This window comes from Micromonospora sp. CNZ309 (assembly GCF_002846525.1).
Genome location: NZ_PJNG01000001.1, coordinates 7,215,704 through 7,232,124 on the forward strand (window position 1 = coordinate 7,215,704; position 16,421 = coordinate 7,232,124).

12 protein-coding genes and 5 tRNA genes are annotated in these 16,421 nt (G+C 75.3%); 9 read left to right on the forward strand and 8 right to left on the reverse strand.

The genetic code is table 11. From position 1 onward, the window contains the following. Window positions 1–2: 2 nt before the first annotated feature. Window positions 3–2,933 carry a M36 family metallopeptidase gene (locus tag CLT72_RS31170; RefSeq protein WP_101414797.1) on the reverse strand — a complete coding sequence of 977 codons (2,931 nt, stop codon included), beginning with the start codon at window positions 2,931–2,933 and terminating at the stop codon, window positions 3–5. Window positions 2,934–3,190: 257 nt separating this feature from the next. On the opposite strand from CLT72_RS31170, the gene CLT72_RS31175 reads away from it, so the two are divergent. Next, window positions 3,191–4,366, forward strand: coding sequence for an alkane 1-monooxygenase (locus CLT72_RS31175; protein ID WP_101414798.1), 1,176 nt, complete (start codon window positions 3,191–3,193; stop codon window positions 4,364–4,366). A 40-nt stretch (window positions 4,367–4,406) separates the two neighbouring features. Here the strand turns inward: CLT72_RS31175 and CLT72_RS31180 are convergent, their stop codons facing one another. Both CLT72_RS31180 and CLT72_RS31185 read right to left on the reverse strand, forming a co-directional pair. Continuing rightward, window positions 4,407–4,982 (reverse strand): TIGR03086 family metal-binding protein, encoded by a 576-nt coding sequence (locus CLT72_RS31180; protein ID WP_101414799.1) that lies wholly within the window; start codon window positions 4,980–4,982, stop codon window positions 4,407–4,409. Window positions 4,983–5,057: 75 nt separating this feature from the next. Next, on the reverse strand, window positions 5,058–5,660 hold the full coding sequence (locus tag CLT72_RS31185; RefSeq protein WP_089003611.1) for a TetR/AcrR family transcriptional regulator: 603 nt from the start codon (window positions 5,658–5,660) through the stop codon (window positions 5,058–5,060). Between the two features lie 321 nt (window positions 5,661–5,981). Between CLT72_RS31185 and CLT72_RS31190 the strand changes: the two genes are divergently transcribed. From CLT72_RS31190 to CLT72_RS31200, 3 genes are all read left to right on the forward strand, one after another. Beyond that, window positions 5,982–6,054: transfer RNA gene (locus CLT72_RS31190), tRNA-Gly, on the forward strand. A gap of 34 nt (window positions 6,055–6,088) precedes the next feature. After that, window positions 6,089–6,159, forward strand: a tRNA-Cys gene (locus CLT72_RS31195). A gap of 13 nt (window positions 6,160–6,172) precedes the next feature. Next, window positions 6,173–6,247, forward strand: a tRNA-Val gene (locus tag CLT72_RS31200). A gap of 121 nt (window positions 6,248–6,368) precedes the next feature. On the opposite strand, the gene CLT72_RS31205 is transcribed toward CLT72_RS31200, so the two are convergent. Then, window positions 6,369–6,608, reverse strand: a complete 240-nt coding sequence (locus CLT72_RS31205; RefSeq protein ID WP_089001306.1) for a DUF6458 family protein — start codon at window positions 6,606–6,608, stop codon at window positions 6,369–6,371. Window positions 6,609–6,771: 163 nt separating this feature from the next. Here CLT72_RS31205 and CLT72_RS31210 point away from each other — a divergent pair. From CLT72_RS31210 to CLT72_RS31220, 3 genes are all read left to right on the forward strand, one after another. Next, a tRNA-Gly gene (locus CLT72_RS31210) sits at window positions 6,772–6,844 on the forward strand. Window positions 6,845–6,892: 48 nt separating this feature from the next. Continuing rightward, window positions 6,893–6,967, forward strand: a tRNA-Val gene (locus CLT72_RS31215). A gap of 169 nt (window positions 6,968–7,136) precedes the next feature. Further along, window positions 7,137–8,147: an NAD-dependent epimerase/dehydratase family protein gene (locus tag CLT72_RS31220; RefSeq protein WP_101414800.1), complete on the forward strand. Its 1,011-nt coding sequence runs from the start codon at window positions 7,137–7,139 to the stop codon at window positions 8,145–8,147. Window positions 8,148–8,197: 50 nt separating this feature from the next. On the opposite strand, the gene CLT72_RS31225 is transcribed toward CLT72_RS31220, so the two are convergent. After that, the gene (locus CLT72_RS31225) at window positions 8,198–9,172 is read right to left on the reverse strand and encodes an Acg family FMN-binding oxidoreductase (RefSeq protein ID WP_101414801.1); all 975 of its coding nucleotides are present in this window, start codon (window positions 9,170–9,172) and stop codon (window positions 8,198–8,200) included. A gap of 253 nt (window positions 9,173–9,425) precedes the next feature. Between CLT72_RS31225 and CLT72_RS31230 the strand changes: the two genes are divergently transcribed. Next, window positions 9,426–10,064 carry a response regulator gene (locus CLT72_RS31230; RefSeq protein ID WP_101414802.1) on the forward strand — a complete coding sequence of 213 codons (639 nt, stop codon included), beginning with the start codon at window positions 9,426–9,428 and terminating at the stop codon, window positions 10,062–10,064. A 39-nt stretch (window positions 10,065–10,103) separates the two neighbouring features. Here the strand turns inward: CLT72_RS31230 and CLT72_RS31235 are convergent, their stop codons facing one another. Together CLT72_RS31235 and CLT72_RS31240 are read right to left on the reverse strand one after the other, a co-directional pair. After that, window positions 10,104–11,735 carry a sensor histidine kinase gene (locus CLT72_RS31235; RefSeq protein WP_250102043.1) on the reverse strand — a complete coding sequence of 544 codons (1,632 nt, stop codon included), beginning with the start codon at window positions 11,733–11,735 and terminating at the stop codon, window positions 10,104–10,106. Window positions 11,736–11,874: 139 nt separating this feature from the next. After that, complete coding sequence (locus tag CLT72_RS31240) at window positions 11,875–12,885, reverse strand: Acg family FMN-binding oxidoreductase (RefSeq protein WP_101414804.1); 1,011 nt, start codon at window positions 12,883–12,885, stop codon at window positions 11,875–11,877. 190 nt (window positions 12,886–13,075) lie between these two features. Between CLT72_RS31240 and CLT72_RS31245 the strand changes: the two genes are divergently transcribed. Beyond that, a complete protein-coding gene (locus CLT72_RS31245; RefSeq protein WP_101414805.1) occupies window positions 13,076–15,418 on the forward strand; it encodes a heavy metal translocating P-type ATPase in 2,343 nt (780 codons plus the stop codon). A 43-nt stretch (window positions 15,419–15,461) separates the two neighbouring features. Here CLT72_RS31245 and CLT72_RS31250 read toward each other — a convergent pair whose 3' ends face one another. Next, a complete protein-coding gene (locus CLT72_RS31250) occupies window positions 15,462–16,334 on the reverse strand; it encodes a universal stress protein (RefSeq protein ID WP_101415481.1) in 873 nt (290 codons plus the stop codon). Window positions 16,335–16,421: the final 87 nt, after the last annotated feature.

Below are 16,421 nucleotides of genomic sequence, written 5' to 3' on the forward strand. Positions count from 1 at the left end.
GGTCACTTCGAGAACGCCTGGAACTCCGCGATGCGCACCTGCGTACGCGCCGGGCTGGCCGTCGCGCAGTCGGTGGTGGTCGCCGGGTCGTCGTCCTGCTCACCGGCGTAGGCGGGGCCGCCGGTGCACTGGCTGGCGAGCACCTCCAACCGCAGGTGCGTGGCCAGCGTGGTCGGCACCGCGAACCCGCGCAGGTTGATGTCGGGCACGTACGCCCGGTACGCCCCGCCCGGGAACGCGTCGGGCGCGCTGGTGTGGATCCGCCGCCAGTTCGCCGGGTCCGCGCAGTCGGTCGTCTTCGCGTTGCACGCCGACACCGCGAACGAGCGCAGCGCGCTGAGCGCGTTCTGGCCGCCCGCGTCGGCGTCGCCGGCGATCGCCGGGCGCAGCATGGCGCTGACGTTCACCCGCTTGACGACCTGCGGGGCGCCTCCGGGCAGCGCCACGGTGACCTGCCGGCCGGCCACGCCGTCGAGGGAGGCCCAGTTGGTGGCCTCGGTGTCGTCCGCGATGCGATCCAGGTTGACCCCGTCACCGGTGACGGTCGCGCCGGACGCCGTGGACGCCAGGTTCCGGCTCATCCGCAGGTCGACGTACCCCTGCTTGCCGGCCTTGGCGACGACGGTCAGCCGCTGGTGGCCGAAGCCGGGCGCGACGGCGAGCAACTGGTACGTGCCGGGCACCAGCTCGACGGTGTCCGGCAGCGCGGTGGCCGGGTCGGTGTCGGCCACCGGCACCGCCCGCGCCTCGTACGCCCCGACGTACACCCGGATCGGCGCCTGCGCGCTGTCGCCCTTCGGGCGGAGGGTGAGCACGGCGTTGTCGGCGCCGGGGGCGGCGAAGCTCGGCGTCGGGTCGGTGTCGGCGGCGCCGTTGGTGGCGGCGTCGCGGCCCATCCCGGAGCGGGCGAACTCGGCCCAGAGCAGGTCCTGGTTGGCGCCGCCGAAGCGCAGCAGGTCGGCGGTGAGCATGTTGTCCCGCATGTCGAGCATGCTCACCTGGCTGGCGGCCTGGAGCAGGAACGAGTCGAAGACGAGCTGCGACCAGCGCCGGTTGCCCGGGCACTGCTCCACCGCCACCCTGCCCTGCGCGCAGTCGAGCTGCCGTTGCGGGGTGCCGGCGCCGTAGCGCTTCATCAGCGCGGCGCGCACCCGGAAGTTGGTGGCGCTCCAGATCTCGCCGTCGGCGTGCACGGCGGGGCCGCCGGTGTTGTAGCCGACGTCGGAGTAGTTCAGCGGGCTGCGGCTGAAGTCGTGGTTGCGGATGCCGCTGACCAGGTTGCCGGTGACGTAGCCGCCGGTGACGTAGGGCGTCTCGCCGGGGGCGCGCAGCCCGTGCTGGAACAGGTACTCGGCGGCGAGCAGGTCGCTCCACGACTCGCCCATCGAGCCGCCCTGGTGCCCGCTGATGCCGCTGTCCGGGCCGGCGATCATGCGGTTGGTGATGGCGTGGGTGTACTCGTGCCCGATCACCGTCATGTCGTAGTCGCCGTCGACGCACGGCGGGTACGGCCCGCCGGCCTGCGGCTGCCACAGGTACATGTTGGTGGTCGGCGGCAGGCCGTCGCGCGGCGTGCCCTGGTTGGCGTTGTTCCGGTTGCCGCTGAGCGCGCCCTGCTGGGCGCGGCCCTGCTCGGCGTCGCCGCCCCGGCCCTCCGGCGTCAGGTTCACCGCCTGGAGGTTCCAGGTCGCCTCGGTGAAGCCGAGGTGCCACGCCCAGTCGTGCATCCGGTTGTGCATGGCGAACAGGTTGGCGATCGCGGCGTCGCCGTCGTTGCGCTGCGCCGAGGTGAACACCTCGGGGTTGCAGCGGGCCTGGTGCCACCGGTCGGTGAACGGGTACTCGTAGCGGCGCTGGAGGCTGGGCGTGGCCGGTACGGCCGGCGTGCCGCCGCCCCAGGAGAGCACGGTGTTGGCGGAGTTGCCGCGCGCGGTGCCGGTCGGCGTGCCGGTGGCCGCGTCGACGTCCCACGGCTGGCCGGTGGCCGGGTCGCGGAAGGCCGCCTCGCAGTTCGGCGCGGGGTCGCCGCACCAGCGCACCCGCGGGTCCTGCCCGGGGCCGAGGTCGCGCGGCGGGGTGGCCGGGAAGACCGCCCAGCTCGGGTTGTCCGAGTCGAAGTCGACGAGGTCCTCGCGGACGAGCACCTGACCGGTGATCCCGTCGACGTAGGTGGTGAACGCCGCCGGGTGGTCGGCGTCCGCGCCGATCAGGGTCACCTCGTAGGCGGCCCGGGGGCCGTCGAGCGGGGTGGGCACGGCGACGGCCCGGACGCTGTGGCTGCGTACCGCCTCGGCGCTCAGGCCGGCGTCGGCGCGGGCCGCGGCGTACGCCTGCTCGTCGGTGAGGGTGGCCGGTGCCGGCGCGGCGGTGTCCCGGGACAGCGAGGAGCTGACCGCGAGGACCTTGCCGCCGGCGACCGCGACGGTGACCAGACCGTCGTGCCCGGCCGGCAGGTCGCCGAAGCGCTGCCGGAGGGTGACGACGGCGCCGGCGCCGATCGGGCGGACCAGGACCCGGTCCATCGCGTCGACCGCCGCGGCGTCCAGGCCGAAGAGGTCGTGGTGGCCGGTGAGGTACGCGCGGGCGGCCGCCTCCGGCTCGGCGGGCAGGCCGGTGGCGAGGGGCGCGCTGCCGGGGCCGAGCGCGTGCGGGGTGCCGAGCCAGTTCCAGCGGGCGTCCGGGTCGGCCTTGCGCGCCAGGCCCCGCTGCCGCGCGTCGGGGGCGGCGGTGCCGGGGCGGTTGTCGACGTCGGCGTGCTGGTGCTGCCCCTCGGCGAACGGGCCGGAGCGCCGCTCGGCGGAGGCGCCGCCGGCCGGGGCGGCGGCGGTGGGGCCGGTGGGCAGCAGCGCGGCCGCCACCGCGGTCGCCGCCAGGACGGGGATGAGCCGGCGTCGCCGCCGGCTCATCCAGGGTGTCCACTCCGGTTGTGCCACGGGACCTCCTCGTGGGAGCGGGGTGACCGGCTCTCTCCGCCGGCCCGCGCAGTGCGCTTACGCATGCGCATCTGTGGATATCAGCCTGCCTGGTCGGGAACAAGGGGCGCACCTACTCAAGGCGGCCCCGCGGCCCGCGGGGGCGCCGCGCCGCGGGACCGCTCCCCGCGTCGGTTTCGACAAAAACAGTCCCTTGTACAGGAGCGTGACGGCTGTCACAGTCGAGGCAGGACCGCGACAGATTCGGAGGCCGGCCCATGGCCCTCGACCCCGCAGCGACAGCCTCGGCCGCCGGCTGGCGGGACGCCCGCCGACCGTTCTGGCCGCTGGCGTTGCTCGTCCCCTCGCTGCCGTTCGTCGGCTGGGCGACCTGGCGGGCCACCGGCGACGCGTGGGCCTGGTGGCTCACCCCGGCGGCCGTTTTCGTCCTGATCCCGGTGGTCGACCTGCTGGTGGGCGAGGACCGACGCAACCCGCCCGACGAGGCGGTGCCCCGGCTGGCCGCCGACGGCTACTACCGCTGGCTGACCTACCTCTACCTGCCCGCCCAGTACGCGGCCCTCGTGCTGTGCTGCGCGGTCTGGGCCCGGGGCGGCCTCACGGTGGCCGGTGCGGCCGGCCTGGTCGCCACGATCGGGGTGGTCGACGGCATCGCCATCAACACCGCCCACGAGCTGGGCCACAAGCGGGAGACGGTGGAGCGCTGGCTGTCCAAGGTGGCCCTCGCGCCGGCCGCGTACGGGCACTTCCACGTCGAGCACAACCGGGGCCACCACACCCGCGTCGCCACGCCCGAGGACCCGGCCAGCGCCCGGCTGGGGGAGAGCTTCTGGGCGTTCTGGCCGCGTACCGTCTCAGGCAGCCTGCGCTCGGCGTGGCGGCTGGAGGCGGCCCGGTTCCGCCTGCGGGGCCGCAGCCCGTGGACGTGGCGCAACGACGTGCTCAACGCGTTCGCCATGACCCTCGCGCTCTACGCGGCGCTGACCGTCGCCTTCGGCCCGGGCGTACTGCCGTTCCTGGCGCTCCAGGCGGTGGTCGGGTTCTCCCTGCTCGAGGTGGTCAACTACCTGGAACACTACGGGTTGGCCCGGCAGCGCACCCCCGCCGGACGCTACGAGAAGGTCGACCCCCGGCACAGCTGGAACAGCGACCGCAGCGTGACCAACATCTTCCTCTTCCAGCTCCAGCGCCACAGCGACCACCACGCCAACCCGCTGCGCCGCTACCAGACGCTGCGCACCTTCGAGTCGTCCCCGCAGCTGCCCGCCGGCTACGCCACGATGGTGGTGGCCGCGTTGGTGCCGCCGGTGTGGCGCCGGCTGATGGACCACCGCGTGCTCGCCCACTACGGCGGCGACCTGAGCCGCGCCAACGTCCACCCGCTGGCGCTGCGCCGGTTGCGCGAGCGCCGCCGGGGCCCGGGGGCCGACTGACGCGGACCCGCGTCGCGGCGGCTGGCCCTCCGAGGGCTCCTCAGGGCGTCCAGTCGGGGTCGCGGCCGAAGGCGGCGACGAGGCGGTCCTGCTGGTCCGCCCGCGCCGGCACGTCGACCTCCGGGCGGACGAGCCGGCCGCGCTGGTAGTCGCCGATCCGCTGGTCGAACCACCGCGCGCAGGCGGCGACCGCGTCGGCGTCCAGCCGGGGGTCCGCGCCGATCGCCACGGCGAGGTCCCAGCCGTGGATCAGGTGTTCTGCGATCAACTGGTGCAGGTACTCGTCGGCGGGGGTCTCGCCGGAGGAGAGCGCCACCGTGCGCTCCAGCGCCCCCGGGTGGGTGAAGGCCAGCTCGGCCTGCCCCGCCGCCTCCCGGGCCGTGCCGGCCGGGTCGGGGCCGAGCACGTCGCCGTCGTAGCGGTCGCCCACCTCTTCGATCGTCCGCCCCGCGAGCAGCGCCACGCTCCAGCGGTCCTCGCCCACCACGTGGTTGACCAACGTCCGGACGTCCCAGTCGGGGCACGGGGTCGGGTCCGACCACTGGTCGGGGCCGACCCGGTCCACCCGGTCGGTGAACTCGGCCAGGCTGCGGCGGTACGTCTCCAGCGGGTCCATGCCGACGATTGTTCCGGCTGCCCCGGGCAGCCGAGCCGTTTTGCCGGCTTCGCGGCCCTCCCGCCGCCGCCCGGATCAGTCCAGCTGTGCCGGGTCCAGCCCCAGCTCGCGGGCGGTGAGCAGGCGTACCCACTCGGCGAACTGCCGACGGGAGATCACCCGCTCGTGCACCGCGAGCTGCACCGCCAGCCCGTCGACCACCGCGCTGATCCGCCACGCCGCCCCGGCCGGGTCGGCGCACTCGAAGGTGCCGTCGCGGACCCCGTCCGCGATGACCGTGGCCAGGTCCTCCCGCCAGCGCAGGTCGAGTCGGCGGGAGACCTTCTCCAACTCGGGGGTACGCAGCGACTCCGCCCAGCCGTCGATCCACATGGCCCAGGACGTCGCCCGGCCCGCCGGCGTGTAGAGCCGCACGATCCGGCGGAGCTTGGTCAGGGGCGGGGCGCTGGAGCGCATCACCGCGTCGAGCCGGGCCAGGTCCTGCTCCACCGCGTACGCGAACGCCTGCGCGAGCAGCCGGTCCTTGGTGGCGAAGTGGTAGAAGACCAGCGCCTGACTCACCCCGGCGGCCTGCGCCACGTCGGCCGTGCGGGTGTTGGCCAGACCGCGCTCCACGATCACGTCACAGGCCGTGCGCAGCAGGGCATCCAGGCGGATCTCGGCCGCACGTCTCGTCACGCCGTTACCGTAGCCCATCCGGCCGAACACGAGCAGTTACGGATCACGGCCCCGTTGCCCCGATGCAGTCGGAAGCCGGACAGTTTCCACCCCGCCCCGCCGGCCGCGAGGCGGCCCCGAGGATCCCGACCCATCCTCCTAGGAAGGCTAGAGCGGGAGGCGGACGTCACCCCGCGCCCCGCGCGCCCTGCGCCGGAGTCGATCACGTCGTGGTCAAAGCAGGCCCGACCCTGTCGGACGCGCCGGGAGTGCCCCCGATTTGGCAACCGCTCGCCGGCTCGGCTAAAGTTCTCACCCGTCACCGGTTAACGCCGGAGACAAGCGGACGTAGCGCAGCTGGTAGCGCATCACCTTGCCAAGGTGAGGGTCGCGGGTTCGAATCCCGTCGTCCGCTCGGAGCTGCCGCCACGCATGACGGGGGCAACCTCGGTGGGGTGGCCGAGAGGCGAGGCAACGGCCTGCAAAGCCGTGTACGCGGGTTCAAATCCCGTCCCCACCTCGGTAACAAGCGAGGGCGATTGGCGCAGTGGGAGCGCGCTTCCTTGACACGGAAGAGGTCACTGGTTCAAACCCAGTATCGCCCACCAGCACGAAGGCCCGTCACCATCCGGTGACGGGCCTTCGTCGTCTGCTCACTCGGCCGGGTGACCGGCACATCGACGGTGTGCCGCGCGACCGTTCAGCTCCGGCGGCCGCGTGGAGCCCGCGTCAGAGCGGCGGGGCGACGTCCCGACGCTCCTCGACGCGCCGGTACTCGACCGGCTCGGCCGTGCTGACCACCCGGCGGCGGCGCCCCCAGATGAGCGTGGTCATGATGAGACCGAGCACGCCGGCGGCCATCAGGATCCACCCGACGACGTCGAGGTTGAGACCGCCGAGGTTCGCGTCGAGTGCGAAGGTGAGGATCGCGCCGAGCGCGATCAGGAAGATGCTGGTGCCGATACCCACGACAGCCTCCTTCGTCAGGGATGTGGTGTGCCGTCGATGGACCTCAGTACCCTTCGCGTGAGCAGCGCAATCCTCGCCCGGTCGGGCCCCCGGCGGGGTGGCGTGTGAGGCGATCTTGCCGTCGGGTAGAGTTTCCCTCGTCGCCGACGAACACCGGCGACACGCGGACGTAGCGCAGCTGGTAGCGCATCACCTTGCCAAGGTGAGGGTCGCGGGTTCGAATCCCGTCGTCCGCTCGCGATCCGCCCCACGTGCTCCGGTCCGCCGGAGCGGGCGGTCACCCCGGGCGATTGGCGCAGTGGGAGCGCGCTTCCTTGACACGGAAGAGGTCACTGGTTCAAACCCAGTATCGCCCACCATCCGACTGCCAGCCTGTCCCGCCGTGAGCGGGAACACCGCCGCGAGCGGACCGAGCTGACGGGTCCCACCACGCGTACGCCCCGACCGCGATCGGGCTCTGCCGAGGGCAGATCCGCCGACGGTGAACACGGGACCGCGTCGCCGCCGGCAGCCGGCACAGTGGAGCGCATGAGGCTGCTGGTGCTGGGCGGAACGGGATTCGTGGGCGGCGCGACGGTCGCCGAGGCGGTGCGCCGGGGCTGGTCGGTGACGGCGTTCAACCGTGGGCTGCACGGCGCGACGCCGGAGGGCGTACGCCGGTTGCGGGGTGACCGGAGCGCGCCCGACGGCCTGGCGGCGCTCGCGGACGGCGAGTGGGACCTGGTGGTCGACACCTGGGACGGCGCGCCCCGCGCGGCGCGGGACGCCGCCCGCGCGCTGGCCGAGCAGGTCGACCGGTACGTCTACGTCTCCAGCGGCTCGGTCTACGCCGAGCCCGTCGCCCCCGGCGTGGGCGAGGACGCCCCGCTGGTGGACGCGGAGCCGGACGCCGACGACGGCGACTACGCGGCCAACAAGGCCGGTGCCGAGCGGGCCGTACGGGAGACGTTCGGCGAGCGTGCACTGATCGCCCGGGCGGGGCTGATCCTCGGGCCGGGGGAGGACATCGGCCGGCTGCCCTGGTGGCTGACGCGCGTCGCGCGGGGCGGGGACGTGCTGGCGCCCGGCCCGGTCGACCTGCCGGTGCAGTACGTCGACGTGCGTGACCTCGCGGGTTGGCTGCTGGACCGGGGCGCGGCGGGCACGGGCGGAACGTTCAACGTGGTCAGCCGCCCCGGGCACACGACGATGGGGGAGTTGCTCGACGCCTGCGTCACGGTCACCGGCGCCGACGCCCGGCTGCGCTGGACCGGTCCGGAACCGATCCTGGCCGCCGGCGTCGTGCCGTGGAACGACCTGCCGATCTGGATCCCGGTCGGGCACGAGTACCGCTGGTTGCAGGAGCGCGGCGTCGAGCGGGCGTACGCGGCCGGGCTGACCTGTCGCCCGGTGACCGAGACGGTCGCCGACACCTGGGCGTGGCTGCGGGAGGTCGGCACCGTCCCGCCCCGGGCGGGCCGACCGCAGCGCGCCCCCGTCGGGCTGGACCCCGACCGGGAGGCGGTGCTGCTCTCCGCCACGCACGCGACAGGCACCTGAGCGGGCGGGTGCGCCGACCGGGTGACGCGGTGCCGCCGGCCCGCTGCCGGTCAGGACCGGACGACCGCCAGATCGAGCACCTCGTCCACCTCGCGGCGCGGGGTCGGCCAGCCCGGCTGGCCGTAGCCGACGCGCATCACCATCTGCGGCGTACCGAACCGCCCCAGCGACAGCCGCAGCTGCTCGCGCGCCGACGGCACCTCGATCGGCTGGGACAGCATCGACACCGACAGCCCCGAGTCCGTCGCGGTCAGCAGCACCCGCTGCAACGCCTGCCCGGCGACGACCTGGTCGACGGCCGTGTTGCCCGGGGAGCCGAGCACCGCGACCAGCGGCTCCGGCTCGAAGTCCCGCCCCGGTGCCCGGTCGAGGCCGCCGAAGCCCCGGGAGGGCAGCAGGTCCTGCGGCTCGCCCTGCGGTCCGCCGGAAGCGGCCGGGATGCCGTCCGGGGCGGGCGTGGCGCGTACCCACTCCTGGCGTTCGGCCCGGTATTCGGGGCTGCGCTCCAGCACCCGGTGGGCGCTGCGGGCGATCTCGGCGAACGCGTTCACGGCGCTCACGCCGACCAGCAGCTCCAGCCAGCACTGCTCGGCGCGGGCCGCCTCGGCGAGGCGCCAGCGGGCGTCGGCGGGCACCGGGTCGGGCCAGAACGGCGCACGGTTGCTGAACCGGCGGGGGATGGCCGCGTGCAGGGCCTGCTCGGCGGGGGTGGGGCGGCGCGGCAGGTCCGGGACCAGCCGGGCCACCACGTCCGGCTCGGCCGGGTAGGGGCGCAGCCGTACCTTCGCCGGGGTGCCGGCCGCGGCCAGGGAGAGCCGCAGGTTGAACAGGGCCGCCCCACAGGCGATGCGGACGCCCCAGCCGTTCGGGTCGGTGGCCGGCAGGCGCCGGGCCGGGTCGACGAGCACCTCGATGCCGCCGTCGCGCAGTCGGAACCGCCACGGCTGGGTGTTGTGCAGCGACGGCGCGCGGACTGCGTCGGTGGCGGCGGCCCGTAGCTGCTCGACGGTGAAGCCGGTGTCCATGGTCGTGCTCCTTCCGTGACAGGTCCTGCGCCGGCGGGGGTGGTACGTATCCACGGTGCGTCACGACGACGGCTCCCGGGCAGGGCCGGACGTCCCGTCCCGCCGGGCCCGACCGGCCCCGTCCAGGAACGTCGACCCGACCGGCCACCGACGTCCGCGCCCGTGGCGGTCGCCCCCGGCCGGCGGCGCGGGTGTTGCCGGTTCGGGACCTTCGGCCCGTGCGGAAAGCGGTGGGCGGGGGTAGAAACGAGGGATGATCCGCGTGTTCCTGCTCGACGACCATGAGGTCGTCCGTCGTGGCCTTGCCGACCTGCTGGAGAGCAGCGGGGACATCGAGGTGGTCGGCGAGTCCGGCCTCGCCCAGGAGGCGGCCCGGCGCATCCCGGCCCTGCGGCCGGACGTGGCGATCCTCGACGCGCGGCTGCCCGACGGCAACGGCATCGACGTGTGCCGCGACGTGCGGGCCGTGGACTCCTCGATCAAGGGCCTGATCCTGACCTCGTACGAGGACGACGAGGCGCTCTTCGCCGCGATCATGGCCGGTGCGTCGGGTTACGTGCTGAAGCAGATCCGCGGCACCGACCTGGTCGACGCGGTGCGCCGGGTCGCGGCCGGGCAGTCGCTGCTCGACCCGGCGATCACCACGCGGGTGCTGGAGCGCATCCGCAGCGGCGTGGAGCAGCCGCGCGAGCTGAAGTCGCTCACCGAGCAGGAGCGGCGGATCCTGGAGTACGTGGCCGAGGGCCTGACCAACCGGGAGATCGCCGGCAAGATGTTCCTCGCCGAGAAGACGGTGAAGAACTACGTCTCCAGCGTGCTGGCCAAGCTGGGCCTGGAGCGCCGCACCCAGGCGGCCGTCCTCGCGACCCGCCTGCTCGGCAAGACCCCCTGACCGATCCGCCTGCTCGGCGAGACCCCCGACGCCCGCGGGTCAGTCCCGCAGCGGCACCGACCAGCACACCTCGGTGCCGCGGGGCTCGGCCCGGCGTACGTGGAACTCGCCGCCGTGGCGCTCGGCGCGCTCGCGCAGGTTGACCAGGCCGCCCCGCGCGGCGGCCGGATCGCAGCCCACCCCGTCGTCGGTCACGGTCACGGTTACCCGGCCGGCGTCGACTCGCACCGCCACCGCCACGCGGTCGGCCCGGGCGTGCCGTACGGCGTTGGAGAGCGCCTCCCGCAGCACGGCGGTGAGGTCGGGGCGGACCGCGTCGGGCACGGCGCTGTCGATCGGCCCGCTCAGCTCCAGGCGGGGGCGGTGGCCGAGCGACTCGGCGGCCACCTCGATCGCCTCGCGGATCTCGGTGCGCAGCGCCGCGCTCATCGGGGTACGCAGCTCGAAGATGGTGCGGCGGATGTCCTTGATCGTGGCGTCCAGGTCGTCGACCGCCGCGTTGATCCGCCGGGCGACCTCCGGCTTCGTCGTCATCGGGGCGGCGCTCTGCAACTGCAGGCCGGTGGCGAAGAGCCGCTGGATGACCACGTCGTGCAGGTCCCGGGCGATGCGCTCGCGGTCCTCCAGGACCACCAGCAACTCCCGTTCCTCCTGCCCCCGGGCGCGTTCCATGGCCAGTGCGGCCTGGCCGGCGAAGCTGCCCAGCAGGGCCATGTCGTCGTCGTTGGCGACGGGCGCCCGGTCGGCCCGGTGCGCGATCACCAGCACCCCGTGCAGGGTGTCGGCGGTGGTCAGCGGCGCGACCATCGCCGGGCCGGTGCGCAGCAGCGCCGGCCAGGGCGCGGCGTGGGCCAGGTCGTCCACCCGGTCGTGCCGCCCCTCGACGACGGCGGCGGCGAAGCTCGTCTCGGCCGCCGGTAGCACCGTGCCGACCAGGGCACCGGCCTGCTCGTCGGCGCCGTCCACCACCTCGACGGTGAACTCCTCGGCGTCGGGGTCGTAGAGCAGCACCAGCGCGACCTCGGCCTCGGCGACCTCGCGGGCGCGTCGCGCCACGAGGGTGAGGGCGTCGGTGCGGCGCACCTCGCCCAGCAGCACGGCGGTGATCTCGGCGGTCGCCGCCAGCCAGCGTTCCCGGCGGTGGGCCAGCGCGTAGAGGCGGGCGTTCTCGATCGCCACGCCGGCCGCCGCGGCGAGCGCCACGACGATCTCCTCGTCGTCCTCGGTGAACTGCGCGCCGCCCTGCTTCTCGGCCAGGTAGAGGTTGCCGAACACCTGGTCGCGGATGCGTACGGGCACGCCGAGGAAGCTGTGCATCGGCGGGTGGTTCGGCGGGAACCCGTAGGACTTCGGGTGCTGGGTGATGTCGGGCATCCGTAGCGGACGCGGATCGTCGATGAGCAGGCCCAGCACGCCCCGCCCGTGGGGCAGGTCACCGATCCTGGCGTGCAGCTCCGGGTCGATGCCGTGGGTGATGAAGTCGTGCAGCAGGCGGTCGTGGCCGATCACGCCGAGCGCGCCGTAGCGGGCGCCGACCAGGTCGCAGGCCGACTGCACGATCCGTTGCAGGGTGCTGCGCAGGTCGAGGTCGGTGCCGATGCCCACCACCGCGTCGAGCAGGGCGCGCAGCCGCTCCCGGCTGGTCACCACCTCGCCGACCCGGTCCAGCATCTCCTGGAGCAGCTCGTCGAGCCGAACCCGGGACAGCGGGCTGAGCCCCAGCGAGGGCGTCACGTGCGGTTCGGGGCGGGGATTCGGGGTGCTGGCCACCGGGCGATGGTATCGCCCGGTGGCCGTGGCCCGGGCTCCGCTACGCGTCGGGGGAGCGCACCGCGGACGTGTCGACGACCTGCGCGACGTCCAGGCGCGGGGTGTGCGGCGGGCCGGCGTGCGCCGGGTCCGCGAGCCCCAGCCGGATCACGAGGTACGGGTAGCCGAGGCCGGCCAGCAGTCCGCGCAGCGTCTGCCGGGTGCCCGCGACCTCCACCACCCCGCTCAGCGGCACCACGGAGACCCCGAGCCGGGTCGCGGTCAGCCAGGCGGCCGAGAGCGCCTCGCCGGCGCGCAGCCAGCTGTCCGGCTCGTCCTCGTCGCCGTAGAGCACCCCGTACACGGCCGTCCGGTCGTGCCCGGGGCCGACGGGCAGGGTGCCGGGGCGGCCGAAGTCACGGGCCGGCACGGTGGTCCGGGGCGCCTCGGCGGGCAGCACCTCCGGCGGCAGTCCGGTGCCGGTGCCGGCCCGGCTGGTCCAGTACTCCAGCTCCTCGCGCAGCTGCGAGTCCTCCGCCTCGACCGAGGCGGCGCGGCTGGCGACGGCGGCCAGCTCCAGGACGTTGTCGCGGTCGAGGAACTGCAGCTGGCAGCCCTCGGCGGCGACCGCCGACGCGATCTCGCCGAGCGCGGCGGTCGGCACGGGTTCGTCGCTGACCGGGCGCCGGTCGGTGTGCCGCACCTGCATGCACTGCACGAGGCGCATGGCCCCGGGGTCGGCCTGCGCGCGGGCCAGCTCGGTCAGCCGGGCCAGCAGGTCCCCGTCGGCCGGATCGGGCATCCGCTCCACGACGGCGGTCCAGCCCTCCGCGGTCAGCGCGACCCGCGCGTGGTGCAGCGCCGCCCCGCAGCTGTACGCCACCAGCCGGCCCTCCGGGTCGGTGGCCGCCAGCCGGGGATCGCGGACCACCCGCAGCTCCAGCGCGTCCGGCAGGACCCGCCACCGCCACGGCTGGGCGTTGTGCACCGACGGGGCGTGCCCGGCCGTCGCGGCGGCCTCCGCGAGTGCGGTGGTCAGCGGACGATCCGTCGCCGGCGTCTCGTGGCTCATGGTCACGACCTTTCCGTTTCTCCCCATCGTGCCCCAGCCCGACGGTGCCCCGGGCGGGGTTGCCGCTCCATCCTGCGCCATCGGCCGTGCCGACGCACGGTACGCAGGTCCCGGCGCGGCAGGGCATGTCGCCCCCTCCGGTTCGCCCGGATGCCCTCCGTGACGCGGTGGGCGCTGAGACGATCCGCAGGTGGGAACGGAGCCGCGCGAGTGCGTGCCGGAAAGGCCGGTACGGCGGGACCGGTCGCGCCTGCTGCTCTGGGCGCCGCTGGCCGGCGTGACGGCGTTGGTGCTGGTCGGGGCGGCGCTGCGCCTCGCCGGGCGGCGGGACGCGGCCGAGGCGGTGTGGGCGTCCGCCACCGTGGCCGCCCTGGCACCCGCCGCCTGGTCGGTGCTGCGTCAGTTGTGGCGCCGGCAGTTCGGGGTGGACGTGATCGCCGTGCTGGCCCTGGTCGGCGCGCTGGTCGTCCGGGAGTACCTGGCCGGGGCGGTGATCGCGGTGATGCTGGCCACCGGGCGGGCGCTGGAGACGTACGCCCAGGGGCGGGCGACCCGTGACCTGCGTGCGCTGCTCGCCCGCGCCCCCCGCACCGCCCGCCGGCGTACCCCGGGCGGGGGCGTCGAGGAGGTGCCGCTGGACCGGGTGGCGGCGGGGGACCGGCTGCTGGTCGGCCCGGGGGACGTGGTGCCGGTCGACGGGCAGGTCGACGAGCCGGTGACCCTCGACGAGTCCGTGGTGACGGGCGAGTCCCGGCTGGTGCGGCGCGCGGCGGGCGAGCAGGTCGCCAGCGGCGTGGTCAACGCAGGCGCCGGCTTCGGCATGCGCGCGACGCGCGACGCGGCGGGGAGTACCTACGCGGGGATCGTCCGGCTGGCCGAGGAGGCGACCGCCCGCAAGGCGCCGATGGTCCGCCTCGCCGACCGGTACGCCGCCGCGTTCGTGCCGTTCACCCTGGTCCTGGCGGGGCTGGGCTGGCTGCTCTCCGGCGAGTTCGTCCGGGCGGTGGCCGTGCTGGTGGTCGCCACCCCGTGCCCGCTGCTGCTGGCCACCCCCATCGCCATCGTGTCGGGGCTGTCGCGTACCGCCCGGCGCGGGGTGCTGGTCCGCGACGGCGGCTCGCTGGAGCTGCTCGGCCGGGCCCGTACCCTCCTGGTCGACAAGACCGGCACGCTGACGGCGGGCCGCCCCCGTGCCGCCGAGGTGGTGGCCGCCCCCGGCGGCGACCGCGACGACGTGCTGCGGCTGGCCGCCTCGGTGGAGCAGCTCTCCCCGCACGTGCTGGCCCGCGCGCTGGTGGCGCAGGCGCGCGGGCGGGGCCTGCCGCTGACCGAGCCGGCGGGGGTGACCGAGGAGCCGGGCCGGGGCGTACGCGGGGCGGTCGACGGGCGGCAGGTGCGGGTCGGTCAGCTCGACGGCGACCTGCCCGACTGGGCGGGGCGGGCCCGGTCCCGGGCCGAGTTGGCAGGCCGCTCGGTGGTGTGGGTCAGCGGCGAGCGGGGCCCGCTCGGGGCGATCCTGCTGGAGGACCCGGTACGCCCCGACGCCCGCCGCACCGTGCGCCGGCTGCGCGAGGCGGGGCTGCGGCGCATCGTGATGGTCACCGGGGACCGGCCCGACGTCGCCGCCCAGGTCGCGCGGGTGGTCGGCGTGGACGACGTGGTGGCCCGGTGCTCGCCGCCGGAGAAGGCGACCCGCGTACGCGAGGAGGCGCACCGGGCGGTCACCGTGATGGTCGGTGACGGGGTCAACGACGCCCCCGCCCTCGCCGAGGCGCACGTCGGCGTGGCCATGGGCGCAACCGGGGCGACCGCCTCGGCCGACGTCGCCGACGCCGTGCTCACCGTCGACCGACTCGACCGGCTCGCCGACGCGGTGGAGATCGCCCGCCACGCGCGCCGCATCGCGGTGCAGAGCGCCACCGTCGGGATGGGCCTCGCGGTGCTGGCGATGCTGGCCGCCGCGCTGGGCCGGCTGCCCCCGGTCGCCGGCGCGTTCCTCCAGGAGGGCATCGACGTGCTGGTGATCCTCAACGCGTTGCGCGCCCTCGGGGGCGGGTTGCGCCGCCGCGACGTGCCGCCGGGCACCCGCGAACTGCTCGACCGGTACGCGGCCGAACACGGCGGCGTCCGTGACGTGCTCGCCGCTCTGCGGGACACCGCCGACCTGGTCGCCACCGCGCCGGACGCGCCGCAGTGCCTGCCGGCGCTGCGCGGGACGCACCGCAGGCTGACCGGGGAGGTGCTGCCGCACGAGGCGGCCGAGGAGCGGCAGCTCTACCCGGCGCTGGCCGACCCGCTGGGCAGCGCCGAGGCGACCTCGACGATGAGCCGCGCCCACGTGGAGATCCGGCGACTGGTGGAGCGGCTCGGCGCCCACCTCGCGCAGGCCGGCGACGGCCCGCTGCGCCGCGACCAGCTCACCGACCTGCTCGCCACCCTCTACGGCCTGGAGGCGATCCTGCGGCTGCACCTCGCCCAGGAGGAGGAGGACTACTTCTCGCTCAGCCCCGCGGAACCGGCCGAGACCCGGTGACCGCACCGAAGGGCCCCCCGCACGTCGGCGGGGGGCCTCCCGTTCAGCGCTCGCGGACCACCGCCACCGGGCAGTGCGCGTGCTGGATGAGCTGCTGGCTGACCGAGCCGAGCAGCATCCCCTTCAGGCCGCCCCGGCCCCGGGTGCCCACCACCACCAGGCACGCGTTGCGACTGCCGTCGACCAGCAGGGACGCCGGGCGCCCCTCCGCCACCTCGACGGTGACCGGCACGTCGGGGAACGTCGCGCCCCACCGGGCCAGCGGCTCGTCCAGCTCGGCCCGGTCGGCCGCCGCGGCCTCCCGCGCCTCGGGGCCCGACGGCGGGCGCTGGCCGGTCGGTGGCTGCCAGGCCCGCACCACGTGCAGGGGTACCCGCCGGGCGGCGGCCTGCTCGAAGGCGAAGCCCAGCGCCAGCAGCGAACAGTCGGAGCCGTCCACGCCGACCGCCACGTGCCCGCTGCGCCCACCGGCGGCGGCCTCGCCGCGCACGACCACGACCGGGCAGTGCGCGTGGGCGGCCACGGCGACCGCGGTCGAGCCGACGAGCAGCCCGCCGAAGCCGCCGTGCCCCCGGGTGCCCAGCACCAGCAGGTCGGCCTGCGCCGAGCGTTCCTGGAGCACCAGCGCGGGCGGCCCGTCGAACACCTCGCCCGTGACGGTCAGCTCCGGGTGCGCGGCGGACGCGTCCGCCGCCGCCTTGCGGACCAGCTCCTCGACCTGCCGGCGGGCCGTCTCGTCGGGCCAGATGCCGGGGGCGACGCCGGGGCCGATCCAGCCGGCCACCGTGAGCCACTCGAAGACGTACGCCAGCCGCACCGGCCGCCCGCTGCGGCCGGCCTCCTCCAACGCCCACTCCAGCGCGGCGGAGGCGTCGGCGGAGCCGTCGTAGCCGACCAGGATCTCGTTGCCGCTCATCGGGTCCACCTCTCGTTCGCGACTGCGCTCCTCCCGCTCACTGGGCTGGCCTTTCGTGCGCGACTGCGGGGCTCGCAAGCTCACTCC